At 59.5% G+C, this 24,543-nt stretch carries 24 protein-coding genes; all 24 read left to right on the forward strand.

Going from position 1 to position 24,543, the window contains the following annotated elements; all coding sequences use genetic code 11:
- Positions 1-126 precede the first annotated feature (126 nt).
- The 24 genes from RG540_RS33425 (at position 127) to RG540_RS01065 (ending at position 24,461) form a co-directional block, all read left to right on the forward strand.
- Positions 127-1,395, forward strand: coding sequence for a flagellin N-terminal helical domain-containing protein (locus tag RG540_RS33425; protein WP_038583676.1), 1,269 nt, complete (start codon positions 127-129; stop codon positions 1,393-1,395).
- Positions 1,396-1,642: 247 nt separating this feature from the next.
- The gene (locus RG540_RS33430; protein ID WP_038583678.1) at positions 1,643-2,911 is read left to right on the forward strand and encodes a flagellin N-terminal helical domain-containing protein; all 1,269 of its coding nucleotides are present in this window, start codon (positions 1,643-1,645) and stop codon (positions 2,909-2,911) included.
- 330 nt (positions 2,912-3,241) lie between these two features.
- Positions 3,242-4,531, forward strand: a complete 1,290-nt coding sequence (locus tag RG540_RS00960; protein WP_038583681.1) for a flagellin N-terminal helical domain-containing protein — start codon at positions 3,242-3,244, stop codon at positions 4,529-4,531.
- A gap of 268 nt (positions 4,532-4,799) precedes the next feature.
- On the forward strand, positions 4,800-5,441 hold the full coding sequence (locus tag RG540_RS00965; RefSeq protein WP_038583684.1) for a DUF3450 domain-containing protein: 642 nt from the start codon (positions 4,800-4,802) through the stop codon (positions 5,439-5,441).
- Complete coding sequence (locus tag RG540_RS00970) at positions 5,438-6,760, forward strand: MotB family protein (protein WP_038583686.1); 1,323 nt, start codon at positions 5,438-5,440, stop codon at positions 6,758-6,760. Before RG540_RS00965 ends, RG540_RS00970 begins: the two co-directional genes overlap by 4 nt.
- 2 nt (positions 6,761-6,762) lie before the next feature.
- Positions 6,763-8,034, forward strand: a complete 1,272-nt coding sequence (gene motC, locus RG540_RS00975; RefSeq protein ID WP_046599550.1) for a chemotaxis protein MotC — start codon at positions 6,763-6,765, stop codon at positions 8,032-8,034.
- Entirely contained in the window at positions 8,031-9,497 is a 1,467-nt protein-coding gene (gene fliK, locus RG540_RS00980; protein ID WP_046599549.1) for a flagellar hook-length control protein FliK, read from the forward strand. Before motC ends, fliK begins: the two co-directional genes overlap by 4 nt.
- Positions 9,498-9,585: 88 nt before the next feature.
- Positions 9,586-10,128, forward strand: a complete 543-nt coding sequence (locus RG540_RS00985; protein WP_038592798.1) for a transglycosylase SLT domain-containing protein — start codon at positions 9,586-9,588, stop codon at positions 10,126-10,128.
- Between the two features lie 280 nt (positions 10,129-10,408).
- The gene (gene rem, locus RG540_RS00990) at positions 10,409-11,080 is read left to right on the forward strand and encodes a transcriptional activator Rem (protein WP_038539784.1); all 672 of its coding nucleotides are present in this window, start codon (positions 10,409-10,411) and stop codon (positions 11,078-11,080) included.
- Positions 11,081-11,187: 107 nt separating this feature from the next.
- On the forward strand, positions 11,188-12,522 hold the full coding sequence (locus tag RG540_RS00995; protein ID WP_038583689.1) for a flagellar hook protein FlgE: 1,335 nt from the start codon (positions 11,188-11,190) through the stop codon (positions 12,520-12,522).
- A gap of 45 nt (positions 12,523-12,567) precedes the next feature.
- Complete coding sequence (flgK, locus tag RG540_RS01000; RefSeq protein ID WP_038583692.1) at positions 12,568-14,037, forward strand: flagellar hook-associated protein FlgK; 1,470 nt, start codon at positions 12,568-12,570, stop codon at positions 14,035-14,037.
- 2 nt (positions 14,038-14,039) lie between these two features.
- Positions 14,040-15,143, forward strand: a complete 1,104-nt coding sequence (locus tag RG540_RS01005) for a flagellar hook-associated family protein (protein WP_038583695.1) — start codon at positions 14,040-14,042, stop codon at positions 15,141-15,143.
- A gap of 35 nt (positions 15,144-15,178) precedes the next feature.
- Positions 15,179-15,526 carry a flagellar biosynthesis regulator FlaF gene (gene flaF, locus RG540_RS01010; protein ID WP_007756114.1) on the forward strand — a complete coding sequence of 116 codons (348 nt, stop codon included), beginning with the start codon at positions 15,179-15,181 and terminating at the stop codon, positions 15,524-15,526.
- The gene (gene flbT, locus RG540_RS01015) at positions 15,523-15,972 is read left to right on the forward strand and encodes a flagellar biosynthesis repressor FlbT (RefSeq protein ID WP_038583699.1); all 450 of its coding nucleotides are present in this window, start codon (positions 15,523-15,525) and stop codon (positions 15,970-15,972) included. Before flaF ends, flbT begins: the two co-directional genes overlap by 4 nt.
- A complete protein-coding gene (flgD, locus tag RG540_RS01020) occupies positions 15,963-16,394 on the forward strand; it encodes a flagellar hook assembly protein FlgD (RefSeq protein WP_038583702.1) in 432 nt (143 codons plus the stop codon). Before flbT ends, flgD begins: the two co-directional genes overlap by 10 nt.
- Positions 16,395-16,448: 54 nt before the next feature.
- Complete coding sequence (fliQ, locus tag RG540_RS01025; RefSeq protein ID WP_007756098.1) at positions 16,449-16,715, forward strand: flagellar biosynthesis protein FliQ; 267 nt, start codon at positions 16,449-16,451, stop codon at positions 16,713-16,715.
- Positions 16,716-16,838: 123 nt separating this feature from the next.
- Positions 16,839-18,926, forward strand: coding sequence for a flagellar biosynthesis protein FlhA (gene flhA, locus RG540_RS01030; RefSeq protein WP_038583706.1), 2,088 nt, complete (start codon positions 16,839-16,841; stop codon positions 18,924-18,926).
- Positions 18,927-18,954: 28 nt separating this feature from the next.
- On the forward strand, positions 18,955-19,707 hold the full coding sequence (fliR, locus tag RG540_RS01035) for a flagellar biosynthetic protein FliR (RefSeq protein ID WP_038539809.1): 753 nt from the start codon (positions 18,955-18,957) through the stop codon (positions 19,705-19,707).
- A gap of 9 nt (positions 19,708-19,716) precedes the next feature.
- The gene (locus tag RG540_RS01040) at positions 19,717-20,118 is read left to right on the forward strand and encodes a hypothetical protein (protein WP_038539812.1); all 402 of its coding nucleotides are present in this window, start codon (positions 19,717-19,719) and stop codon (positions 20,116-20,118) included.
- Between the two features lie 159 nt (positions 20,119-20,277).
- Positions 20,278-20,829 (forward strand): rod-binding protein, encoded by a 552-nt coding sequence (locus tag RG540_RS01045; RefSeq protein ID WP_038592801.1) that lies wholly within the window; start codon positions 20,278-20,280, stop codon positions 20,827-20,829.
- Between the two features lie 25 nt (positions 20,830-20,854).
- On the forward strand, positions 20,855-21,220 hold the full coding sequence (locus RG540_RS01050) for a hypothetical protein (RefSeq protein ID WP_038592804.1): 366 nt from the start codon (positions 20,855-20,857) through the stop codon (positions 21,218-21,220).
- The gene (locus RG540_RS01055; protein WP_038583709.1) at positions 21,220-21,765 is read left to right on the forward strand and encodes a hypothetical protein; all 546 of its coding nucleotides are present in this window, start codon (positions 21,220-21,222) and stop codon (positions 21,763-21,765) included. Before RG540_RS01050 ends, RG540_RS01055 begins: the two co-directional genes overlap by 1 nt.
- Before the next feature lie 189 nt (positions 21,766-21,954).
- Positions 21,955-22,599 carry a hypothetical protein gene (locus RG540_RS01060; RefSeq protein WP_038583712.1) on the forward strand — a complete coding sequence of 215 codons (645 nt, stop codon included), beginning with the start codon at positions 21,955-21,957 and terminating at the stop codon, positions 22,597-22,599.
- A gap of 95 nt (positions 22,600-22,694) precedes the next feature.
- A complete protein-coding gene (locus RG540_RS01065) occupies positions 22,695-24,461 on the forward strand; it encodes a GumC domain-containing protein (RefSeq protein ID WP_038583715.1) in 1,767 nt (588 codons plus the stop codon).
- The last annotated feature ends 82 nt before the right edge of the window (positions 24,462-24,543 follow it).

Here is a 24,543-nt window from a genome sequence, read left to right on the forward strand (position 1 = left end):
CTAGGATCATCGAAACAGTGAGTTAACCAAGAAAATTAAATGGTTAACAAGCATGAAGCTGTGCGCTGTTCCCGGTGAAATCCGGGATGTCCCTTTTCGTAATCAGCCACTCAAGGGGCACCTAAAATGACTAGCATTCTTACCAACATTGCAGCCATGTCTGCTCTCCAGACTTTGCGCGGCATCGCGTCCGACATGGAATCCACGCAGAGCCGAGTTTCCTCGGGCCTGCGTGTCGGCACGGCGTCCGATAACGCCGCCTACTGGTCGATCGCGACCACCATGCGTTCCGACAACGGCGCTCTTTCCGCAGTTCAGGACGCTCTCGGCCTCGGCGCCGCCAAGGTCGACACTGCCTATTCCGCCATGGAATCGGCAATCGACGTCGTCACCGAAATCAAGAACAAGCTGGTTGCAGCTTCCGAACCGGGCGTCGACAAGTCCAAGGTCCAGGAAGAAATCACCCAGCTGCAGAGCCAGCTGAAGAGCATCGCTTCCTCCGCCTCGTTCTCCGGTGAAAACTGGCTGCAGGCCGAAATCGGCGGCACTCAGAACGCCACCACCGGCATCATCCAGGCCGGCACCGAGATCACCAAGCAGCTCGTCGGTTCGTTCATCCGCGATAGCGACGGCAATGTCACGGTCAAGTCCATCAACGTCGTTCTCGACGAACAGAACGTCCTGTTCGACCTGAGCGGCGGTCGTGGCGGTCTTCTCGACGCCAACGCCCTCAACGGTTACCGTGCTATCAACTTCGACGATGGCACGACCAACCACAAGGAATACTTCGGCAAGATCAACACCTCGGCGATCTACTCGACCACTGCCCAGTGGAAGGATATCGGCGGCGGCGTGTTCATGAAGGGCGACACCAACGGCGTCTACTCTTCGGGCTCCAACGGTACCTACATGATCAAGGTCGGCGGCGCTTACATCGACGCTGTCTACACCACCAAGGGTTACGACTTCTCGGCCGGCGCGACGGCGACGGGCGGCATCAAGTACGCTTCGGACATCTCGGTTTCCGACCTCGACATCACCAAGCTCGAAGACTACCGCGACTCCAGCGGTGTCAGCTATCTCGGTCTGGGTACCAAAGCCACAGATGAAGATATCATGGCGGCACTGACCTCGTTCGTCGATGGTCAGCTGGAAGCGATGAACAGTGGGGCGGCCAAGCTCGGCGCCGTTGCGAAGCGGCTCGAGATGCAGTCGGACTTCGTCTCCAAGCTCACCGACTCGATCGACAAGGGTGTCGGCCGATTGGTGGATGCCGACATGAACGAAGAGTCGACCAGGCTCAAGGCACTGCAGACCCAGCAGCAGCTGGCGATCCAGTCGCTTTCGATCGCCAACTCCGACTCGCAGAACATCCTGTCGCTCTTCCGTCAGTAAGACGCGCAGATGTCGCATCAAGGAGCCGCGCCCTTCCCGGGCGCGGCTTTTTTTATGCCCCGGTAGTTTTTGTTAACTTTCGTAAATACCGTTTAACCTTTGTTAACCATTTCCACCTTAACTGAGCTCATCGAAACGATGGGTTAACCAAGACGAAGAAGAGGTTAACAGGCATCAGGCCAAGCCAACGTTCACCGGTGTGATCCCGGAAATGTCCCTTCCATCTAGCCAATCAAGGGGCAATCAAATGACCAGCATTCTTACCAATGTCGCAGCCATGGCTGCACTCCAGACTCTGCGCAATCTCGATGGTCAGATGCAGACCACCCAGAGCCGAGTTTCCTCCGGCCTGCGCGTCGGTACCGCGTCCGACAACGCTGCATACTGGTCGATCGCGACCACCATGCGTTCCGACAACGGTGCGCTTTCCGCGGTGCAGGACGCACTCGGTCTCGGCGCTGCCAAGGTCGATACGGCCTATTCCGCAATGGAAAGCGTTGTCGACGTCGTCAAGGAAATCAAGAACAAGCTCGTTACCGCCTCTGAAGCAGGCGTCGACAAGTCGAAGATCCAGGCAGAAATCTCGCAGCTCCAGGATCAGCTGAAAAGCATCACGTCCTCCGCCTCGTTCTCCGGTGAAAACTGGCTGCAGGCAGAAGTCGGTGGCGCCACGAACGCCACTACAGGCCTCATTTATGCGGCCAACCCGGTCGTCAAGCAGGTTGTCAGCTCGTTCATCCGTGATCCGGACGGCAATGTTGCGGTCAAATCGGTGGATGTCGTCCTGAACGAAACGAATGTTCTGTTCGACTTGAGCGGCGGCCACGCCGGCCTGCTCGACGGCAATTCCTACAGCGGCTTCCGCTCCATCAACTTCGACGACGGCACGACCAACCACAAGGAATACTTCGGCAAGATCAATACAGCCGCGATATACGCGACTGACGCGATCTGGAAGGATGTTGGCGGTGGGGTCTACATGAAGGGCGATACCAACGGCGTCTATACCTCGGGTTCCAACGGCACCTACCTCATCAAGATCGGTGGCGCCTATATCGATGCCGTCTACACCACCAAGGGCTACGACTACTCGGCTGGCGCAACCGCAACGGGCGGCATCAAATACGCAGCCAACGTTTCGATCTCCGAACTGAATATCACCAAGCTGGACGATTACCGCAATTCCAACGGTGTCAGTTACCTCGGCATGGGGACCAAGGCCACCGACGCGGACCTCATGGGGGCACTCAACTCCTTCGTCGACGGCCAGCTCGAAGCGCTTATCAGCGCGACGGCAAAACTCGGGTCGATCTCCAAGCGCATCGATATGCAGGAGGATTTCGTCTCCAAGCTGACCGACTCCATCGACAAGGGTATCGGCCGATTGGTGGATGCGGACATGAGCGAAGAGTCGACCAGGCTCAAGGCACTGCAGACCCAGCAGCAACTGGCGATCCAGTCGCTTTCGATCGCCAACTCCAGTTCCGAGAATATTCTGTCGCTGTTCCGTCAGTAAGCGGCGCTCTAGGCTAGGAGCGGTTCGTCCCGCTCTGACGTGGCAGCAAATATTCCGGAAAAGAAGACCGCGTCTCGAAAGGGACGCGGTTTTTCCGCATTTTGGCGCGGGGCTTGCGTGAAACCTGCACGGTTGTCGGATACTGCCATTAAGACTTCATTAACATCTTGCCAATCCACAATTGCCTTTGCTAACTGTCGACTTAACGATTTGTTAAGAACGACAGACCGCCCGCATTCTGTGATGCTGAGTGGCGGTACGCATGATGCCTCTCGTCGTTTCCGGTGAAAATACCCCGGATTCCCAGAATATTTGACCGAGGCACGGCCTATGACCAGTATCCTGACCAATCCCGCCGCTATGGCTGCCCTGCAGACGCTGCGCTCGATCGACCGCAGCATGGAAGTGACCCAGGCGCGGGTTTCCTCGGGCATGCGTGTCCAGACGGCCGCCGACAATGCCGCCTATTGGTCGATCGCAACGACGATGCGGTCGGACAATCACGCGCTTTCGACGATCCAGGACGCGCTTGGCCTTGGCGCCGCCAAGGTCGATACGGCCTACACGGCGATGGAAAGTGCGATCGATACCGTCGTCGAAATCAAGTCCAAGATCGTTGCTGCCTATGGCGTCGGCGCCAATCGCGGCAAGATCCAGGAAGAAATCGCCCAGCTCCAGGAACAGCTGAAGAGCATCTCGGACTCAGCGACCTTCTCCGGCGAGAACTGGCTTCAGGATTATATCAGCGACGGCGGTACCAACGCCCAGGAACGGCCGGTCATCAAACAGGTCGTCGCGTCGTTCACCCGCACCGCTTCCGGCGATGTCGCGGTCAAGACCGTCGATTATACGCTCGATTCCAAGACCGTTCTTTTCGACCTCAACGGAGGCAATCTCGGGATTCTGGATTCGTCCGTCAAGTTCGTTGCCGAGAGCGAGACGCCCGTCGATATTACCACGAGCAATGGCACGATGGGCGCGACCAACGCATCCTACGCCGTCTCGTTCCTGACGGAAAGCCAGCTGACGGCAATCGGTGCCGACACGAATACAATCGACACGAGCATCTATGCCGTCGGCGGTAATTTCTACCTGAAGGTCGCCGAAGGTAAATGGGCACAAGTGACGACGACCGATCCGGCGACGGCGCCCGCGGTAACCACGCCGGCGCATGATGACGGCACGACAAAATATTACTTCGTCGTCACTGCCGCGAACAATCTCAACAATCGAAAACTTGGGATGTCCGTCACCAATCTCGACATCAACAAGCTGAATGATCTCGTGGTGAAGATGAACACGATGGTCCCTGGCTCGGCGCCGAACACGGATGCCGTGCTCGATATGATGGAGCGGTTCCTCGACAAACAGCTTTTGGCCATGACCAGTGCTGCTTCGAGCCTTGGTTCGATCCAGAAGCGCATCGATCTGCAGGAGAGCTTTGTCGCCTCGCTGACCGACGTGATCGACAAGGGTGTCGGCCGATTGGTCGATGCGGACATGAACGAAGAGTCGACGCGTCTGAAGGCGCTCCAGACCCAGCAGCAGCTCGGCATTCAGTCGCTTCAGATCGCCAACAGCAACGCCGAAAACATCCTGCAGTTGTTCCGGCAGGGGTAAGATTGAGCGGCGCCGGTCACTCCGTCGCCCCATAATGGTCGGCCGGACCTGTCCGCGAGGTTCGAGGCGATACGGCATCTTCATCCTCGCGCAAGTTTAACTTCCTACCGTTTCGTTAAAGTCCGGCGAAGTGTCTTGTGTCGCCGAGGACAGATGAATGGCAACCTTGTCGGGATGATACGATGATTGCAGCGGTGACGATTTGCGCTTTCGGGAGGCTCATGACGAGCCCCGCACGAAAGGCGACGGCAGGGCAGGAGGGCTCACGATGAGTGCTTCGATCGCCCGCTATCTGAAGGATTTCAGCGAGCCGCAGACCCTGCCTTTATCCCTGTCGGCCGATGGTTTCGGCGATGGTCTCGAAGACGATCTGGCATTTCCCGCCATGGTCGAAGAACCAATCGATATCGAAGCCGAGCGCACAGAGGCTTATGCGAAGGGTCATGAGGCTGCGTCCGAAGAACTTCAGCAGCGTTTTGACGAAGAGCGGCAAGCACTTTTCGCCGCACATGAACAGGAAATCGCAGCGCTACGCGAAAAATATGAAACCGAACTGGCTGCGTCGATCTCGACGGGACTTCAGGAAATCGCTGGGCTGACGGCGCAGGCTGTCAGCGACCAGACGGCACGGATCCTGTCGCCCCTCCTCGACGAAGCGCTCGTCGCCAAGGCGATCTCCGACATGGCCGACATCATCCGTGGCGCCATGCTCGAGGGCGACGTCGGCACATTGACGGTCCGCGGTCCGGTGCATCTGTTCGAAAAACTGAAAACTGCGCTTGGAGCGCCCACCCAGCTCCTGCGCCATATCGAAGCGCCTGACCTCGATATTGCGGTCGACATCGGCGAAACCGCCCTTGTGACCCGCATGTCTGCGTGGTTGGCGGGTCTGAAGAAGGTATTGGGATGAGCGAAGGCGAAAACCATCACCACGGCAAGAACGAGGTCGTCATCGTCAAGCGACATGGCGGCGCACACGACGAAGGCGTCCACGGTGGCGCCTGGAAGATCGCCTATGCCGACTTCATGACTGCGATGATGGCGTTTTTCCTCGTCATGTGGCTGGTCAATGCCGCCAACGAGGAGACGAAAGCCTCGATGGCGAGCTATTTCAACCCGATCAAGCTTTCCGACGAGACCCCGGCCTCGAAGGGATTGGAAAAGCCGGTCGATGCGGCCGAGGGTCAGGAGAAGGGCGAGAAGTCGAAGGTCAAGGCGGAAGGTGACGTTCAGGGCTCCGCGGCAGCGACCGGCGAGGACATGACCTCGACGTCCGGCGACGAACCCAATTATTCCGAAGCGGATTTCTTCGAAAATCCCTATTCCGTTCTTGCCGAAATTGCCCAGCAGGTTGGCCAGCAGGCCAATGTCAGCGCCAAGGGCGAGGGCGGCGCCAGTGACTCAGGCCCCGCGACCGGTGCCGATGGCGGTCAGGCCTATCGCGATCCGTTCGATCCGGACTTTTGGACCAAACAGATGCAGGTGACCCGCACCGACGGACCTGAAAAAGCCGTCAAGACCACGGCGAGCGACGATCCATTGGCCCAGATGGGGCAGGCTCCGCAATATCAGCAGGCCCCGCAGTCCACGGAAGCCAAGACGCAGCTGCAACAGACCCAGATGGCCGTCGCCATCCCAACTCCGCGCCCGGATCCGACCCAGCTGGACAAGCCCCAGACGCCGTCGGGCGCCGAGGCCGTGAAGCCGGCCAATCTCAAGGGCCAGAAGCCGGAGGATGGCGCGAAGGCGGAACAAGTGGCCGAGCTGAAGGCTGCCGACGAGCTGAAGAAGGAAATCCAGCAGCAGATTTCCGGCATTGCCGGCAAGCTGGCGGAAGGTCTCGTCGTAACGCCTGCAGAAGGCGGTCTGCTCGTCTCGATTTCGGACCAGACCGACGACCCGATGTTCAATATCGGGTCGGCCGTACCGCGTCGCGAAATGGTGCTGGCGATGGAGAAGATCGGCCAGATCCTCAAGGACCGCAAGGGCAGTATCGTCCTGCGCGGACACACCGACGGCCGTCAGTTCAAGGGCACCGAGAACGACAACTGGCGTCTTTCCATGTCCCGCGCTCACAGCGCCTACTATATGCTGGTTCATGGCGGCTTGGCGGAGGATCGTATCAAGCAGGTTTCCGGTTTCGCCGACAGGCGCCTGCAGGTCCCGGCGGATCCGCTCGCCGCTGGCAATCGGCGTATCGAAATCCTGATCGGGGCGGACGAGGGATAGTGATGGCTGTGGGCATAAAGTCCTTAGTTGCGGCTGGCCTCGTGCTCGGGGTTGCGCTCGCGCCTGCGGCATCGGCTCAGGATCGTGCGGACCTTGCGCCCTATGCGATGCTCAGGTCCCTGCAGTTCGTGCAGGATTCCGTTGTGCTCGGCGACCATTCGGCCGCCGAAATGCAACGCTTCATGCTGGAAACGATCGATCAGCGCCTGCGGACTGCCGACCCGTCGGTCTTCGAGGATCCGCGCAATGTCGACGCTGCATTGGTCTATGCCATGAGCGGCGGCAACCCCGCGACGCTCGAATATCTCGCCTCGCGCGACGTCGCTGGCAATTTCGACAACCGCGTTGCCGATGGGCTGAGAAAGTATCTCGGCGGTCGCGGGACGCTGATCGAAAAAAGCCTGAGCGAAATGGCCAAGGAATATCGCGACGAGAAGATCGGCCCCTACCTTTCGCTCGTCAGCGGAAACGTGATGGTCGCCAAGGATCCGAAGGGCGCTTTGGTCTTTTATGACTGGGCGCGGTTGACGGCGCCGGGCACGATCATCGAGGAAGCGGCTTTGCGCCGATCGGTCGCGATCACCGTCGATGCCAACATGGTGGCCCAGGCGCTCTCCTATTCACGCAAATACGCGCGGCGTTTCATCCATTCGCCCTATGCCAGCCAATTCGCCGATTTCTTCGTGCAGCTGGTCGTCGGCCACTTCGGTGAGATCACGCAGGACGATATCGACGGAGCGGTGGAATTCATGGACGCCGACCGGCGCCGCGAGATTTTCCTGCGCATCGCTCGCTCGGCGGCAATCGCCGGCAAGAACGATCTTGCGCGCCTCGCCTCCGCAAAGGCCGAAACACTCGCCAAAAGTCCGACACCTGAGGCGCTCGCGAAGCTTTACGGCGGATTTGCCAATATCCCTACCAAGGACATCGGGCAGGCCATCCAGGCGATAGCCAACGTTCCCGAGGAAACTCTTTCGCCGCGTGACCGCGCATTGAGGCAGGCGGCAAAAACAGTGGCAGAGCAGGTCGTTAGCCGGCCTACCGCCGACAGCCTCGCACAAGATAAAGCTATCAAACTGACTAATACAGAAGACGCGAAATCTCCAGTCGCGTTGCCCAGGAATGAGATCGCTGGGCCTGCCTCCGCCACGGAACGTCCGATGGCCGGCACCGCTGCCAAATTCGATCCGGCCTTCCAGACATTCGTCGATAGCGGTCGTTCGAAATTGAGTGCTATCGACGCAATGCTGAAGGAGGAGAACGCTTCCAAATGATTACAGACATTCTTGGTGGTGGTAAGACTGGCGCGGCTGATGCGGCTTCGTCCACGAAGCAGGGTGTTGCCGGTCGCAAAGGCGCCGATGGTTCTTCTGGGTTCTCCGACGCTCTTTCCGGTTTTGACCGCGATGCATCTTCGAACAATAAGGACGTACCGGAGGAGGGCGCCCACGCGTCTTCTGCGGAAGAGCGTATGGCCGGCGACGTGAAGCACGGCAAGCCAAAGCCGATCATCGACATCAAACCGGAATCACTCCGTCGCCCGATCGAGGAGACGGAAGAAACCGCAGGCGCTCTGAAGCAGGCCGCGGCGAACGGGCTCAAGGAAAAGCAGGTGACCCCTGCCGAGAAGAAGCTTCGCGAGGCCCTGGAGGCCGCGAAAGCCGTCGCGCGGAAGTCGGACGAGGTTCAGGGCAAGCGCGCCGCCAGATCCGAAAAGGCTGCGGCGACGGAGACGGACGGCAGCGAAGATCTCGACCTCTCCATGCTGGTCGCAGACGATGCCAAGATCACCGACATGCTCTCGCTTTTGACGAGCGGCGAAACGAGCGTCGGCGAGATCAGCGCGATGATATCGAAGAATGCGCCCGGGCAGCAGCCGAACAAGCGGGCAAAAGGTCAGGAAGGTAGCGGGCACGAAGTCGATGCCCTTGCCGTCAAGGATCCCAAGCACGCCGGCGTGCGGAGTGAGGCGGACGGTGATCCGCTTTCGACGCCGCTGGATACAGACACGAGCGCTCCCGGCACCCGTGTCTTCCGTTTCAGCAATGCACGTGGCGACCAGCATGTCGATATGACTGTCGGTGGTCGAGGCGAGCGCGGCGCCATGGAGCCCAGAGTGCCGTCGAACGGGGCCGCGGAAAACGTTACCGTGCTCGACGCGCGCCGGTTCCTCGGGCTCGCACAGAATTCGAACGGCGCCAATCTCACGGCGATGTTGTCGGGTGACCCGGAATGGGCCGGCGCCATGAGCCCCAGTTCGGCTCTTTCGAATGCCGCTGCGCAAAGCAGCACCGGTACTGTCGTCAACACGCTAAAGCTGCAGATGAACCCGCACGATCTCGGCGCGGTGACGGCCATGCTGCGGCTTCACGGCGAGGAGCTGAACGTTCATCTCACCGTCGAGACGCGGGCGGCCTACAGGCAGCTCAGCGAGGACAGCGGCGGTATTCTCGATGCGCTGCGTGCGCAGGGCTTTGCCGTCGACCAGGTGACCATCAGCATCGCGCCGACGGCAGATTCCGACGGTACCAGCAGCCAGCAGGGGCAACCCGGCCAGGCGGGCCAGCAGGCCATGGCCGAAGGCGGTCGCCAAGGCCAGGCTGCCGGTCGTGGCCAGCAGCAGAATGGGGAGCGCCAGGCCGCGGATCAGGGGACGAGAAATGCAAATGACGCGGCACCGGACAATGTGGCGGGGACCGCTCCTGGCGGCGCTCGTCCTGGTCAGCTCTACCTTTGACGCCGACGCCGGGTCGCTCTTCAGTTCTGGAGGTTGGGGAACGCAGCAAGGCGCTGCTGCGCCCGCCGCACCTCCGAGCCGAGCTGCCATCACGCGCCGCGCGCCCGTCAGAACGCCGGCCGCAGGTTCATCTGTCAATTCCGGCGTCTGCGAACGGGAAATACAGGCGGCTGCGGCGAAATACGGCGTACCGGAAGGTATTCTCTATTCGGTCGGTCTGACCGAGACCGGCCGCAAGGGCAGCCTCAGCGCCTATGCCATGAATGTCGAGGGAAAGGCCTTTTTCCCGCCCTCGCAGCAGGCGGCGATGACGACTTTTTACGACGCCAAGCGGCAGGGCATGAAGCTCATCGACATCGGCTGCATGCAGATCAACCACTACTTCCACGGCGAAAATTTCTCGTCCCCGGAGGAGATGTTCGACCCGAAACGCAATGTTGAATACGCGGCAAAGTTCCTCCGGAACCTGCACGACAAACACGAAACTTGGACGATGGCGGTAGCACGATACCACGCGGGACCGAATAACAATCCCGCTCAGAAACAATATGTCTGCCGGGTGATCAGCAATCTCGTCGCTACAGGCTACGGAGAGTGGACCTCCAACGCTTCCCGGTTCTGCGCCAGCTAAGCAATCTGCAGTTGAATCGTTAAAATAAAGAATCGCAAAATTGCAGCGACTTGCGTTTATGGCAAAAATGGTCATGCAAGTCTTCTTTTACGATACGTTAATTTTTCCACTGGAGATTTGTGTGCGAAATTGGTGCACCCACTACATCTAGTGCAAATCGCGGTGCGGTTCTTAATCAACTATTAATTTGTTTGGTTAACTTCACACAGCTTGTCTCGGATTCCGCCGATTCGTACCCATAGAGATATTGAAGCACCACAAGTGATTCGGAGGCGGACGAATGATCGTAGTGGTTGATGAGCGTGAGCTCGTGAAAGACGGATACACATCTCTTTTTGGACGCGAAGGAATTCCGTCCCAGGGGTTCGATCCAAAAGAATTCGGCGAATGGGTGAGCACGGCGGCTGATTCGGATATCGCCGCGGTCGAAGCCTTCCTGATCGGTCAGGGCGAGCGTACGCTCGAACTGCCGCGGGCTATCCGGGATCGGTCCATGGCACCGGTGATCGCAGTCAGCGATCAGCCATCCTTGGAGGCGACCCTTGCCTTCTTCGACAGCGGCGTGGACGACGTGGTGCGCAAGCCCATCCATCCCCGCGAGATCCTGGCGCGTGCCGCTGCGATCCGTCGCCGGCTGAAGGCGATCTCGAATTTCACCGATATCGGTTCGATCCGGGTATTCTCCGACGGTCGTGATCCGGAAATTGACGGCGATGTCTTCGCCCTGCCGCGCCGCGAGCGCCGCATCCTCGAATACCTGGTCTCCAACCGCGGTCGTCGCGTTTCCAAGACCCAGATATTCAACGCCATCTACGGCATCTTCGACGAGGAAGTCGAAGAGAACGTCGTCGAAAGCCACATCAGCAAGCTGCGCAAGAAGCTGCGCAAGAAGCTCGGCTTCGATCCGGTCGATTCCAAGCGTTTCCTTGGTTATTGCATCGACTGGAGCTGATTTTCCAAAAGGGCCTTGCCGCAAATTTTCGGCGGGAACCGTAAGCAGACAGCTTCACGCAAGGCCCGCCACTTACTCTCTCCATCAGACAAAAAGGAGATTTTCCTATGAGTATTTTCGGCACGATGAAAACGGCCGTCTCGGGCATGAACGCTCAGGCAAACCGTCTCGGCACCGTTGGCGATAACATCGCGAATTCGAGCACCGTCGGTTACAAGCGTTCTTCCACGGCGTTCTCCACGCTGGTCCTGCCCTCGACGCAGGGTTCGTATTCTTCCGGCGGTGTCGAAACCAACGTTCGCTACAGCATCGCAGATCAGGGCGGCATTCAGTACACCACCTCGTCGACCGACCTTGCCATCCAGGGCGAAGGCTTCTTCATCGTCAGCGATCCGAACGGTACTCCTTACCTGACCCGCGCTGGTGCCTTCGTGAAGGATGCGACGGGCTTCCTCAAGAACACCGCCGGCTTCAACCTGATGGGTTATCCCTACGGCACGAACCCGCCGGCCGCCGTCGTCAACGGCTTCAACGGTCTCGAGGAAATCAACATCAACGACTTCGGCATGGTGTCCTCGCCGTCGACAGCAGGCAGCTTCCCGGCCAACCTGGATAAGGGGGCGGCTATCGTTCCCGCTGGTAGCAAGCCGAGCGATAACGTTGCCGGTAGCGTCATTACCAACAAGAGCTCGCTGACGGCCTACGATCATGCCGGCGCGAAAGTTCTCTACGACTTCTACTATACCAAGACTGCCAACAACCAATGGGAAGTCACGGTCTACCGTCAGGATCAGTCCACGAATGGCGGCTTCCCTTACGTGGGAGTTCCAGCTGCCAACCTGGTGAAGCAGACGGCGAATCTGGTATTCGATCCGAACACGAATAAGCTCCAGGCCGGCAACTACGTGCCGGGCAGCGCGGGTCCTCCGGTTGTTCTGCCAACCGGTTCCGACAAGTCCATCACTTTTACCGACTTGACCGACGGCGCTACCCCTGCACAGTCGATCGCTATCGACCTCTCGGATATGACGCAGTTCGCCACCGCCTTCACGCCGGGCAAGGGCATCATCGACGGCAACGCGCCGAGCCCGATCACCGATGTCGAAATCGGCGGCGACGGCTTGGTCACGGCAGTCTATCAGGATGGCGGTCGTCGTCCGATCTACCAGGTTGCGCTGGCAACGGTCCCGAGCATCGACAATCTGCTTCCGCAGAACGGCAACGTCTACCTGCCGACCAACGACTCGGGCGTCGTCACCATCGGCTTCCCGCAGGCTGGCGCCTTCGGCCAGATCTATTCCGGTGCGCTTGAAAGCTCCAACGTCGATATCGCCAGCGAACTGACGGAAATGATCGAATCGCAGCGTGTCTATACCGCGAACTCGAAGGTCTTCCAGACCGGTTCCGACCTGATGGACGTCCTGATCAATCTGAAGAGATAATCGGACGGACGATCGAGAGAATAAGTCTCAAGAGGTTAGTAAAAAATGTCGCTCGCATCAGCATTGTCTACGGCACAGTCGATCTTCACCAACTCCGGCACGCAGTCGGCTGTATCGGCGAAGAACATCGCTAATGCACAGAACCCCGATTACACCCGCCGATCCGCGATGGTCGTGACCGGTGGCAACGGGGCCATGATCGGCGACATTACACGGTCCCAGAACGAGCCGCTCCTGCGCCAGACGATTGCAAGCTCGTCGATCGCAAGCGGCCAGCGGACGGTGCTGGACGGCCTCCAGGAGATCAAGAACCTGATGGGGGGGAACGACAACGAGCTCTCCCCCGCCAAGCTGATAGCGGCCTTCCGCAACAACCTGGATGCCTTCGCCGGAAAGGCGAACGATACCGGCATCGGCATCTCCTTCATTTCGAGCGCGCGGGACGTGGCGGCCGGCCTCAATATCGCTTCCGACAAGCTTCAGCAGATCCGCAAGGACGCGGACGATCAGATCAAGCAGAATGTCATCGATCTGAACGCGCTGCTTGCGAAGTTCGAGACCGTCAACAACCAGGTCAAGAACGCGGTCTCCAGCGGCGCCGACCCGAACGACTCTCTCGACGAGCGCGATGGCCTCGTCAAGAAGATCTCGGAAATCGTCGGCGTCACGTCTTATACGCGCGGCGGCAATGATATGGTGCTCTACACCACGGACGGCACGACGCTGTTCGAGGCGGTACCGCGCAAGGTGACATTCCAGCAGACAGCCGCTTTCGATGCATCGACGTCCGGCAACGGCGTCTATATCGACGGCGTGGCACTCAAGCCTGGGGATTCGGGCAACACCACCGCCAAGGGCTCGATCCAGGCCCATATGCAGATCCGCGACAAGATCGCGCCGACCTTCCAGAGCCAGCTCGACGAAATCGCCCGAGGTCTGATCACCTCGTTTGCGGAAACCGGGCCGACCGGCGCTTTGACGCCGATGACGGGTCTCTTCACATACAAGAATGGCGCCGGCGTCCAGCAGACGGCCATTCCCGCTGCCGGCACGATCGTTCCGGGCCTCGCCTCCAAGATCTTCGTCAATCCGGTGGTCGTCCCTCCGGCCGGCACGCCGGACAAGGTGCGCGACGGTGGGATCAACGGCGCGGCCTACATCGTGAACACGGCCGGTAGCAGCTACGGGGACCTCCTCGACAAGTACAACCAGAACCTGACCGGCCCGATGGTCTTCGATACGGACACGGAAATCGCCGATGCGCCGGACGTCCTCTCATTTGCGGCCGATTCCATGGGCTGGCTCGAGCAGCTTCGCAGCACGGCGACCGCCGCCGACGAGACCAAGACAGCCATGCTGTCGCGCAGTCTTGAAGCATTTTCCAGCAATACGGGCGTCAGCCTGGACGAAGAACTGTCGCTGCTTCTCGATATCGAGCAGTCCTACAAGGCGGGAGCCAAGCTCATGTCGACGGTCGACGATATGATGAAAGCCCTCTTGGATATTGCGAGCTGATCATGAAGACCTCTTTCATTTCCACATTGTCGATCCAGACCACGATGCGAAACTCCATCTCGAATGTTCAGCGCGAGATGGTGAAGGCGAACCAGGAGGCGGTGAGCCAGAAACACGCCGATCTCGGCGTCACCCTCGGAGCCAATACGTCGCGCGCTCTCGATCTTTCCCGCGACATCAGCCGCACCGACTCGCTTCTGACGACCGCAGCACTCGCGACGCAGCGTCTCCAGACCGCTGAACTTTCGCTCAAGAGCATGAACGAGCAGGGCCTGAAGATACAGAGTGCGATCCTGACGCTTGGAAGCTCGGCCGACGAAACGAGCCTGGCGACGGCGCGCCTCGCGATGTCCGACGCCCTCGACGCCTTCACGAACTTCGCTAACACTGCCGTTCAGGGCGAATATATCTTCTCGGGCATCAATTCCGATGTGAAGCCTCTCGACGATTATTTTGCGCCGGGATCGCCGGCCAAGGCCGCCGTCGCCGCCGAGCTCACGCAATATCTCTCTGCTAATGCAATTCCGAGCAAGGAGCAGATGACGAAGGCCCAGATGGATGGTTTTCTGGACAATCTGCAAGCCAAGTTCAACGGTTCCGCGCCGCTGACAAGCCCACCCCATCCGGCGGCCGTCGCCGGCCAGGACTTCTGGAAGACCTTCTTCTCGGATGCCAGCGACGAAAACATGAAGAGCCGCATCAGCCCGACCGAAGTGGTCGAAAGCTCTACCAATGCCAATAGTCAGGGCATGCGCAATTTTGCTTTCGCGTCGATCATCTCGATGGAATACTTGCAGACCGGGATGGACAAGGATGCCCGGGCCGCGGTCGCCACTCGCACCACAAGTCTCATCAACAAGGCGATGAACAGCGAGGGCAGCATCAACCAGCAGCGGACGTCGATCGGTATCTATACCGAACGCGTCTCCAAGGCTGAGGAAAGGTTGCAGGCGCAGAAAGATATTCTGACGACCAGTCTCGGATCGATGGAGAACGTCGATCCGGAGGAGGCCGCGACCCGTCTCAATACGATGAAGACGCTTCTCGAAACCGCATATACAGTAACGGCAAAGATACAGCAGCTGAGCCTGGCCAACTTCCTTTGATGAATAAAGGAAGGCTCGTGACGAAGGATACATGAATGTACCAATTTTCATATGCCGAGATCATGGAGGACGGCGTTGCCAACGCCAAGGATCGCGAGCGGCAGGCCCTGGATCGCTCTATCGACCTTCTGATCGCCGCGCGCGATGAGAAAGCCTATACGCGCACCACGGTTGAGGCGTTGTTCTATACCCGGCGTGTCTGGATCCGTTTCGTCGAGGATCTGAAACATCCGGACAACGAGTTAGCCAACGAACTTCGAGCGGATCTGATCTCGATCGCAATCTGGATACTGAAGGAATGCGAGAAGATCAGAAACCGTGAATCGACCAATTTCCAGGGCATTATTGAAGTGACCACCATCATCAGGGATGGACTTAAATGAAAAGTACGCTTCGCATCTCTTTGAAATCCGGCGAGCGGATATTCATCAACGGCGCGGTTCTGCGCGTTGATCGCAAGGTCGCGCTGGAATTTCTCAATGACGTCACGTTCCTGCTGGAGAACCATGTTCTTCAGCCGGAAGATGCGACAACGCCGCTTCGGCAGCTCTATTTCATCGCCCAGATGATGCTCATCAATCCGGATGGCAAGGAACAGTCGAACGCGCTGTTCCGCAAGTCGGTCGCCATGCTGCTGACCTGCTTTACCGACGATGAGATGCTGGCCGAACTGAAGCGCATCGACGGTATGGTTGCATCGGGTCGCGCCTTCGACGCTCTGAAGGCGATCCGCGCGCTCTACCCCGTCGAAGACCGTATCCTCAACAATCGGGAAATCGCGCCGGCGACAGTCGAGCGGATTCGCAAGGAGATCGCACCGTGGCGGTAGACTCGATCAATACCAAGAACCCCTACGCCGCCGGCGACGGCAAGGCGGCATCGTCCGACAAGTCGGCCGCAGGCCTGAACTACGACAACTTCCTGAAACTGCTTATCGCGCAGATGAAGTATCAGGATCCGACCGATCCGATGGATGCGAGCCAGCAGATCGCCCAGCTTGCCACCTTCTCGCAGGTCGAGCAGTCCGTAAAGATGAACTCGAACCTGCAGTCGCTGATCCAGGCGTCCTCGTTCTCGCAGGCTGCCGACATGATCGGCAAGACGATCACCAGCGCCGACGACAAGATCACCGGTATCATCAAACAGGTGGAAATCTATTCCGACGGTCTGGTGGCGATCACCGAGAAGGGTGATAAGGTTCTCATCCAGCCGGGGATCGTTCTTTCGAATCAGCCTGCAGCGAGTAGCTGAGAGCGAGATACCTCGGCATGACGCCGAAACTTTACAGCAGACGGAGCCGGCGCAATGAATGAAGCCGATGCCCTTGATATCATGCAGGCGGCGATCTGGACGATCCTGATCGCCTCCGGTCCCGCGGTCCTCGTGGCGATGGTCGTGGGTGTCGTTATTGCATTTCTCCAGGCTCTGACGCAGATCCAGGAGATGACGCTGACGTTCGTGCCGAAAATCGTCGCCATCATGATCACGATCGGCATTACTGCGCCGTTTATCGGCGGCCAGATCAATCTTTTTGCCAATCTGGTGTTTTCGCGGGTGCAATCCGGGTTCTGACCCGCTTGCTGCCCGCCTGATCTTTTTCGCTTACCCCACCTTCGCGCAAGCTTCGCCCTTTAGGCAGGACATGAACTGGTAGGAGTACTTCCTGCCGCCATCTCATGAAGAGACGGGAAAGTCATGGCGCAACCACCTTCACTATCCATTCCGAAAGTAGCCCCCAACGGTCGCGACCTCGGATTTGCGGGCGGCATCGTCGCCATCCTCTGCATCCTCTTCCTGCCGATCCCGCCGTTCCTGATCGACCTTGGGCTTGCCTTCTCGATTGCGTTTTCGGTGCTGATCCTGATGGTGGCGCTCTGGATCCAGAGGCCGCTGGACTTCTCGTCCTTCCCGACCATCCTGCTGATTGCCACCATGATACGGTTGTCGCTCAACATCGCGACGACGCGCGTGATCCTGTCGCACGGCAACGAGGGCCATGGCGCGGCCGGCAACGTGATCCAGGGCTTTGCGGGCCTGGTCATGTCCGGCGACTTCGTGATCGGCGTGATCGTCTTCATGATCCTGGTGACGGTCAACTTCATCGTCATCACCAAGGGTGCCACCCGTATCGCCGAAGTCGGCGCCCGCTTCACTCTCGATGCAATCCCCGGCAAGCAGATGTCGATCGATGCGGACCTCTCGGCCGGCATCATCGACGAGAAGGAAGCACAGCGCCGCCGTTCCGAGCTGGAAGAAGAAAGCTCCTTCTTCGGGGCCATGGACGGTGCGTCGAAATTCGTCCGCGGCGATGCGATCGCCGGTCTTATCATCACCGCCATCAACATCTTCGGCGGCATCATCATCGGCTACTTCCGCCACGGCATGCAGATCGGCGAAGCCGCCGATGTCTTCGTGAAGCTGTCCGTCGGTGACGGTATCGTCACGCAGATTCCGGCTCTCATCGTTTCGCTCGCTGCCGGCCTCCTGGTCACCCGCGGCGGCACCGCCGGCTCCACCGACAAGGCCGTCATCGACCAGCTGAGCGGCTATCCGCGCGCCCTTTCGATGTCGGCCGGTCTGATGGCTCTTCTGGCGATCATCCCCGGGCTGCCGTTCCTGCCCTTTATGACACTCGGCGGCCTGATGGGTTTCGGCGCCTGGCTCGTTCCGCGCCGCATCGAGGCGGAGAACAAGGCGCGTCGCGAAGACGAAGAGCAGAAGGTCGTCCAGACCAAGGAAGCGGAGAAGGACTCGGTCAAGTCGGTCCTCAAGACCTCCGAAATCGAGCTCGCTCTCGGCAAGCAGGTCTCCACCCGGTTGCTTGGTGCCCACCAGGAACTTGCCTTCCGTGTCGGCAAGATGCGCAAGAAGTTCGCGACGCAATACGGTTTCGTGGTCCCGGAAATCAAGGTTACCGACGACATCTCGATCCAGGAAAAGTCCTACCAGATCCGCATCCACGGCACGACGATCGCCTCCAACGCCCTGCGGGTCGGCGACGTCCTCGTCGTAACCGGATCCGGCCGCAAGCCGAGCATCCCGGGCGACGAGATCCGGGAACCCGCCTTCGGCATGCCGGCGGTGTCGATCCTCGAAACTTTCGCCGAAGACTTGAAGCGTGAAGGTTTCCATCCGATCGACAACGTCTCGGTCGTGCTGACCCACCTGTCGGAAGTCATCCGCAACAACCTTCCGCAGCTTCTGTCCTACAAGGACGTCAAGATCCTGATCGAGCGTCTCGATCCGGAATACAAGAAGCTCGCCGACGAGATCTGCTCGTCGCACATGTCCTATTCAGGCCTGCAGGCGGTGCTGAAGCTTCTGCTCGCCGAGCGCGTGTCGATCCGCAACCTGCATCTCATCCTAGAAGCGGTGGCCGAGCTTGCTCCGCATGTCCGCAAGACGGAGCAGATCGTCGAACATGTGCGCGTGCGCATGTCGCAGCAGCTCTGCGGCGACCTGGCCGACAACGGCGTGCTGCGGGTGCTCCGTCTCGGCAACAAATGGGACATGCTGTTCCACCAGGCGCTCAAGCGGGACGGCAAGGGCGAAGTGGTCGAATTCGATATCGATCCGCGCACGCTCGAAGAATTCAGCGAACAGGCGACCAAGGTCATCCGTGAATTCATGGACCGCGGCCTGCCTTTCGTGCTCGTCACCTCGCCGGAAACGCGCTCCTACGTCCGTATGATCATCGAGCGGCTGTTCGCGACCCTGCCGGTCCTTTCCCATGTAGAACTCGCCAAGGGTCTCGAAATCAAAATACTCGGCGCCATTTCGTGATAGGCTGTCCGCAAAGGACGATTCTCGCATGATTACCGACCCGCAGGGGACCATTCTCGCACTTTTCCTTGCGTTCTGCCGCATGGGTACGTGCGTGATGGTTCTTCCGGGGCTGGGAAGCGGCCGCGTGCCGGTGCAGGTGCGGTTGTTTGTGGCGGTTGCCCTGTCAATGGCCGTGCTGCCGGTTCTCTGGGATCAGATCTACCCGAAAGCGTCGGAACCGACGGCCACCTATCTTGGCCTGATCTTCACTGAAGCCGCGATCGGCACGGTTTATGGATTGATCGCCAGGCTTTATACGCTCGGCATGCAGTTTGCCGGCACGGTCCTGACCCTCTCGATCGGTTTCACGGCGCCTGGCGGCCACGACGTTTTCGAAGACTCGCAGGAAAACTCGCTGACTATCCTGCTGACGCTGAGCGGACTGCTGCTCCTGTTCATGATGGATTTCCACCACATCGTGTTCCGCGCGCTGGTCGATTCTTACACGGCAACGCCGGTCGGTGCGGTGATCGATCCGCAGAAGATACTGATCACGCTGACGGATACCCTGCGGGCGTCGACCGTGATCATGCTGCGGCTGGCAAGCCCATTCCTGATCTTTGGCCTGATGTTCAACGTGGCGATCGGCCTCATCAACAAGATGGCGCCGCAGATCCCGATCTTCTTCATCTCGACGCCCTTCATATTGATGGGGGGGCTTTTCCTTCTCTATCTGTCGATCGCCGCCTTCATTCGCCAGTATGCGGATGGCTTCGCGCCGATCTTCAGGTCCTTCTAGGAGACGCCAATGGCAGGCCCAGTCAAGCGGTCGGACAAGCTCAAGCGTCTCGTTGCGGTCCAGCGGCATCTCGAGACGATGGCCGAACACGAGCTTGCGGCCACCACCCGCTATCGCGCGGAGGTCAATCAGTCGATGGAGGAAGTCATAGATGCGATCGGCTCGATGAACCCGGTCCATCGACAGTTCTCGCAGCATTATTCCGAACGGTTCGGTCGCTTGACGACGAAGGAACGCCAGCTTGCCGGCGTTCAGCAGATCCAGGAGATGAAGGTTCTCAAGGAGCGCACCAAGGCCGACCGCCTTGAAGAGAACATGAAGGACGCCCGTGATCACGAAGACCGCGAAGCCGCGGACGACTCGATCTACGAGCTCATCGATATCACGCTCGCCCTCGATCGGGTCAAATAGACTGGCCAGCCTCCAGCAAGCTTCGAACGTCATAGTCTCGTCATTGCACTGATTGCCGGCTCCGAATCGAGACCGGCGGGATCACGTGCCATTTCAAACTGTTGCTGCGCTCGGGCACCTTTAGGGATGCAGTCCGCGGCAGTCATGAAGGGAGCTGACGTGGCGATTTCACCTCCGAGCGATCTGGTCATGGACGTCGTCCGCGCTGCGGACCCGACTGCCGTTCAAGAAGCGCAGGCCAAGCTGAAGGCGAACAAGGCGGCCTTTGCCGCGACCAGCCTTGCCGAAGTCGGCAAGGGTTTTGGTGCTGCCATGAAATTCATCGATACACCCGGCACGACGGCGGGTCTCGGCAATCCGGAGGCGCCGAACAAGGTTGCCGAAATGCCGGAGGAATATCGCAAGTTCGAAGCCTCGGTGCTTTCGACCTTCGTGAATTCCATGCTCCCGAAGGAGACCGAGGACGTTTACGGCAAGGGCTCTGCCGGTGAATTCTGGAAGAGCATGATGGCTGAGAAGATTGCCGACGAGATGTCGAAAAAGGGCGGCGTCGGTATTGCCGAGCAGATGTACTCGCAGGCGGTCGCTCGTGCGGAACGTCAGGCCACGGTCAATCCGACCACCAATGAAACTGATCGTAGCCGCGCAATGAGCATGATCACCGATTTCGAGCGGCAGGTTCTCGGCGTCGGCAAGAAGAGTGAGGCCTGATATGCATCAGACTGGGGCAGAAAATATGGAAGTCGTTTCGAATGATTATCGCATCAAGACCGTGCTTGGCCGGTTGGAGCTGATAATCGACAACGAAAATCAGCGGATCGGCCGCGATCCGGAATTCGACCTGAAAGTGTCGAACGCGCACAAAAGCCGCTGCCTCTACGAATTGACCATGCTGTTCCGCGGCACCGACCCGAAGCAGCTCGCCACCGGCCATATCGACCAGATGCACGGATTGAAGAGCAAGCTGGCCCTTAATGCCCGCCGGGTCGAGGCGCATCTCCACGCCGTCCGCGCCGTCGCAGATCTTCTGAAGAATGCTGCCCGTGACGCGGACGACGACGGTACCTACACCCAAGAACAGTTCACCTACAGCGAGGCTTGATGGTCAAGCTCCTTCTCACCGGTCTATGGGTCTGCATCGTCACGCTTGCGGCGGTGTACTTCTCCGTGCAGATGTCCGCAGCGCCGGCGCCGGTCGACGAAGCGGCCAGGCGCAAGGAGCTTCAGACCCTGGTGCGCGGGGAATCCATTACCATTCCGATGATCGCGGACGGCGCGATCACCGGTTATTTCCTGAGCCGCGTCTCGTTCATGATGGACAAGGAAAAGATCAAGAACACCAAGCTTCCGATCACCGAACTGACGACTGACGAGCTTTTCACGCTGCTGATCGGCAACCAGATGGTCGATCTCAGCAAGCCCGGCGCCTTCAACCTTGAGAAGTTTCGCACGAGCATCAAGGATGACTTCAACAAGAAGCTTGGCGACGGGCTGGTGGCAGAGGTCCTGGTCGAGCAGCTCGATTATCTCTCGAAGGAAGACATCCGCAACAATGCCTCGCGCGGCAACAAGAACCCGAACCCGGGCAAGAAAATTGTCGAGGGTGTGAAGGTCGACGATCCGAAAGCCGCGCCTGCGGGTCACTGACGCGCCCCGAGGCATCGCGGCGGCGCTCACCATGGAGTATAACGGCCGGCCGCGATGGCCGGCCTTTTTGTTGTGAAGCCCCGAAAATACGGGCATCGCTTGCATTTTACCGATCGATTTAAAGGCGATTTCAGAGCGCGCTGTTAGACCTTTGGGGAGAATTGGTCTTGCCCCATGGGGAGCGCATTGATGAACGCATCCGGAGACTTCCTGGCATCCGCGTCACCCCGGACCCTATTCGGTTTGCGTGTCTGCGATCTCGGATGGAACGCCACCCTCGGCCTCGTGGAAAGCCTGATCGCCTTGCGCGGCAACCGCTCCACCCTCGGCTTCCTAGATGAACGGACTACTCTCCGCCAGATGATCGATCCCGCCTACCGCAGTCAGCTGGGCCGCAGGGTGCTTCTGCCGGGTGGTGGCCGTGCTTTCAGCCTCCTCACCAAGGCGCGGCATGAGAAGCCCGCACCGGTGCGTTTTTCGGCCACGACCTTCGTGCCAGCCCTTCTGAGCTTCATGGAAAAGAGCCACCGCATCGGCATAGCCGGCGAGGATACGGGACGTATCGAAGCGCTCCGCGAGCATTTCGCCCGCCATGCGCCCTGGCATGACGTGGCGGTGGTCGCGCTGGACCAGGACATCTCGCAGCGCTTCGACCTCATCCTCGTCGATGCGGCAAGCCTTGCTCAGGAACGGCGTATCGAGCGCCGGCTCGCTTTGGTCCGCACCGGATTGGTGGTCATGACCGGGGCCGGACTGTCTACCTTCATCGAAGGCAAATCTGTGCGTGTGGTGCCAAAGGCGGATGTTCCTTCGCCGCAACCGTCTTTCGCCTGACAAGTTAACCCTTTCTTTGCCATGAAATTTTAGACTGCCTTAATCAGAGGGCTGCCTGCGGGATGTCGGCAGCACCAGATTAGCGCGGTCATCCCATGTATCAGTCAGCGAAAATCGAAGACGACCGAAACCCCAAACCGGCAGCATCGCTCGCCGGCGCCGGTTCCGTGTCGACCGGATTGCGATCCGCCGTCCTCAAGATCGGCGCCCTCACGCTGGTTGGCGTCTTCTTGCCGTTGCTGTTCATTGATACGTTTCCGCATAAATTCAACGTTGAAACCAGGCTGAAGATCGAAACGGCGAGCGAGGCGGCGGTCAATGCGGCTGCTGCTGCATTGCGCTCGAAGGCCAGCCTCGACAATGTCATCCGTGCCCTGAACCTTGGCCGCGACAGCGAATTCTCTGCCGACCGTCCGAGTGTCGTCAGGATCGTGTCCGATATTGTCTCCGGCGAGACGATGACGGTATCGGAGGCTGAAAACCGGTTACGTGCGCGCCTTTCCCAGGCGATTGCCACTAGCTACGACCGCCGCACCGGCCGACTTGTGATTTCCGTTACGGCGGAAGAGCCGGCCGAGGCGGCGCGCATCGCCAACATGCTCGTCAACACTTTCCACGACGAGATCGCCTTCTCCGGCACAGCGTCGTCCGCGCCGGTGGCGGAGAAGCTGCGCCAGACGCTTGAGCATGCAGAGGCCGCCCTTGCCGGTTTCATCGCCGAGACGGATGCGCAAAAGCTTGCCGAACTGCGCCGGACCGAGGACAACGGGCAGCAGCTTGTCGCAGAGATAAACGAGGCGACGGCGCAGCTTGGCGACCTGAGACAGAAGGCGGCACAGGCCTCGGCCATGAAGCTCTCGGACGTGCTGAACAAGCCTCTGCCGGACAGTCTCGAATATACAGGCCTCGATTACCAGCGGCAGCGACATGTCGAGGCAAAGCTTGCCGTCGACCAGCTTTCGAGTGATCTCGGCCCGCGCCACCCGCGGCTTGCTGCGGCTCAAGCAGCACTGGCGGATGTCAAAAACGACATTCAGGACGCGCTGAAACAGCTTGGCGCCTCGCTTCGCCAGCAGGAGGCGGCGGCCGCCAAACATCTGGCCGATCTAAAGGCGAAGCAGGTAAAGAAGCCTGACGACAAGGAAATTACCGAATCCGCGGCGCGGCTGACGGCGCTCGAGACTGCGGTCGACGAGGCTCGGCGGAACTATCTCGACGCGCTTCATGGCACCGAGACGAAGGCATCGACGGCCAAGGTGACCGTGCTGGTTCCGGCCGAGGCAGCAGCGGCGGCAGCTCTTGGCCCCTCGTTGGCCGAGGTTTCGGGCATCGGTGCGCTGATCGGCTTCTCCCTCGGCATCGGGCTCGCCTTCGTGACCCGGGGCAGGCGCTTCCCCACGCCTTCGGCAATCTCGACGGAGGAACTGGACCCCACCGACGAGCCCGCGCTGATGATCGATCGGGACCTGCTGGCAGAGCATCTGGACGAGCAGGACTTTTTTTCCGAGGAACAGGATCCGGCCTACGATCTGCCGGGCTACGATCGACCAGACTACGAGCAGCGGCCCTGGCGCCCGCGCCATCCGGCGCCGGTCAATGACAGCCCGCTTGCCGATCACATCCGTGAGATGCTGATGGCCAGTCGTCGTCCCGCAGCGGAGGCTGAGCTTCCGCCGCTGGTCGCGGCCGTCATGGCCGGCCGTCTTGCCGATGCCCCCTCCTATGGCGCAGCCCGTCGTCCGACTCCTTCGCCGGAGGAGGTCCGCAAGGCCGAAGAACTTCGCGAGCTTCGCCGCGACATGGCGGAATTGCGTGAACGAGTGCAGGTCTATTCTGCGCGCCGGAATACCTCCCGAGGATAAGACCTGCGACATCGAATCCGCTTGCATTTGCTGTCTGCGACCAGCATAGGGCGTTGGCGGGCAAATTCAGAACATGCTCCAT

The organism is Neorhizobium galegae bv. orientalis str. HAMBI 540 (genome assembly GCF_000731315.1).
Taxonomy (GTDB): Bacteria; Pseudomonadota; Alphaproteobacteria; order Rhizobiales; family Rhizobiaceae; genus Neorhizobium; species Neorhizobium galegae.

Excerpts from the sequence above, each read along its gene's own strand:
- RG540_RS01065 (WP_038583715.1), top strand. The coding sequence starts at position 22,695 with ATGTATCAGTCAGCGAAAATCGAAGACGACCGAAACCCCAAACCGGCA.
- motC (WP_046599550.1), top strand. The coding sequence starts at position 6,763 with ATGGCTGTGGGCATAAAGTCCTTAGTTGCGGCTGGCCTCGTGCTCGGG.
- rem (WP_038539784.1), top strand. The coding sequence starts at position 10,409 with ATGATCGTAGTGGTTGATGAGCGTGAGCTCGTGAAAGACGGATACACA.
- flhA (WP_038583706.1), top strand. The coding sequence starts at position 16,839 with ATGGCGCAACCACCTTCACTATCCATTCCGAAAGTAGCCCCCAACGGT.
- flaF (WP_007756114.1), top strand. The coding sequence starts at position 15,179 with ATGTACCAATTTTCATATGCCGAGATCATGGAGGACGGCGTTGCCAAC.
- RG540_RS01055 (WP_038583709.1), top strand. The coding sequence starts at position 21,220 with ATGGTCAAGCTCCTTCTCACCGGTCTATGGGTCTGCATCGTCACGCTT.
- RG540_RS01050 (WP_038592804.1), top strand. The coding sequence starts at position 20,855 with ATGGAAGTCGTTTCGAATGATTATCGCATCAAGACCGTGCTTGGCCGG.
- RG540_RS00970 (WP_038583686.1), top strand. The coding sequence starts at position 5,438 with ATGAGCGAAGGCGAAAACCATCACCACGGCAAGAACGAGGTCGTCATC.
- fliK (WP_046599549.1), top strand. The coding sequence starts at position 8,031 with ATGATTACAGACATTCTTGGTGGTGGTAAGACTGGCGCGGCTGATGCG.
- RG540_RS33430 (WP_038583678.1), top strand. The coding sequence starts at position 1,643 with ATGACCAGCATTCTTACCAATGTCGCAGCCATGGCTGCACTCCAGACT.
- RG540_RS00965 (WP_038583684.1), top strand. The coding sequence starts at position 4,800 with ATGAGTGCTTCGATCGCCCGCTATCTGAAGGATTTCAGCGAGCCGCAG.
- RG540_RS33425 (WP_038583676.1), top strand. The coding sequence starts at position 127 with ATGACTAGCATTCTTACCAACATTGCAGCCATGTCTGCTCTCCAGACT.
- RG540_RS01040 (WP_038539812.1), top strand. The coding sequence starts at position 19,717 with ATGGCAGGCCCAGTCAAGCGGTCGGACAAGCTCAAGCGTCTCGTTGCG.
- fliR (WP_038539809.1), top strand. The coding sequence starts at position 18,955 with ATGATTACCGACCCGCAGGGGACCATTCTCGCACTTTTCCTTGCGTTC.
- flgK (WP_038583692.1), top strand. The coding sequence starts at position 12,568 with ATGTCGCTCGCATCAGCATTGTCTACGGCACAGTCGATCTTCACCAAC.
- RG540_RS01005 (WP_038583695.1), top strand. The coding sequence starts at position 14,040 with ATGAAGACCTCTTTCATTTCCACATTGTCGATCCAGACCACGATGCGA.
- RG540_RS00995 (WP_038583689.1), top strand. The coding sequence starts at position 11,188 with ATGAGTATTTTCGGCACGATGAAAACGGCCGTCTCGGGCATGAACGCT.
- fliQ (WP_007756098.1), top strand. The coding sequence starts at position 16,449 with ATGAATGAAGCCGATGCCCTTGATATCATGCAGGCGGCGATCTGGACG.
- flbT (WP_038583699.1), top strand. The coding sequence starts at position 15,523 with ATGAAAAGTACGCTTCGCATCTCTTTGAAATCCGGCGAGCGGATATTC.
- RG540_RS01060 (WP_038583712.1), top strand. The coding sequence starts at position 21,955 with ATGAACGCATCCGGAGACTTCCTGGCATCCGCGTCACCCCGGACCCTA.
- RG540_RS00960 (WP_038583681.1), top strand. The coding sequence starts at position 3,242 with ATGACCAGTATCCTGACCAATCCCGCCGCTATGGCTGCCCTGCAGACG.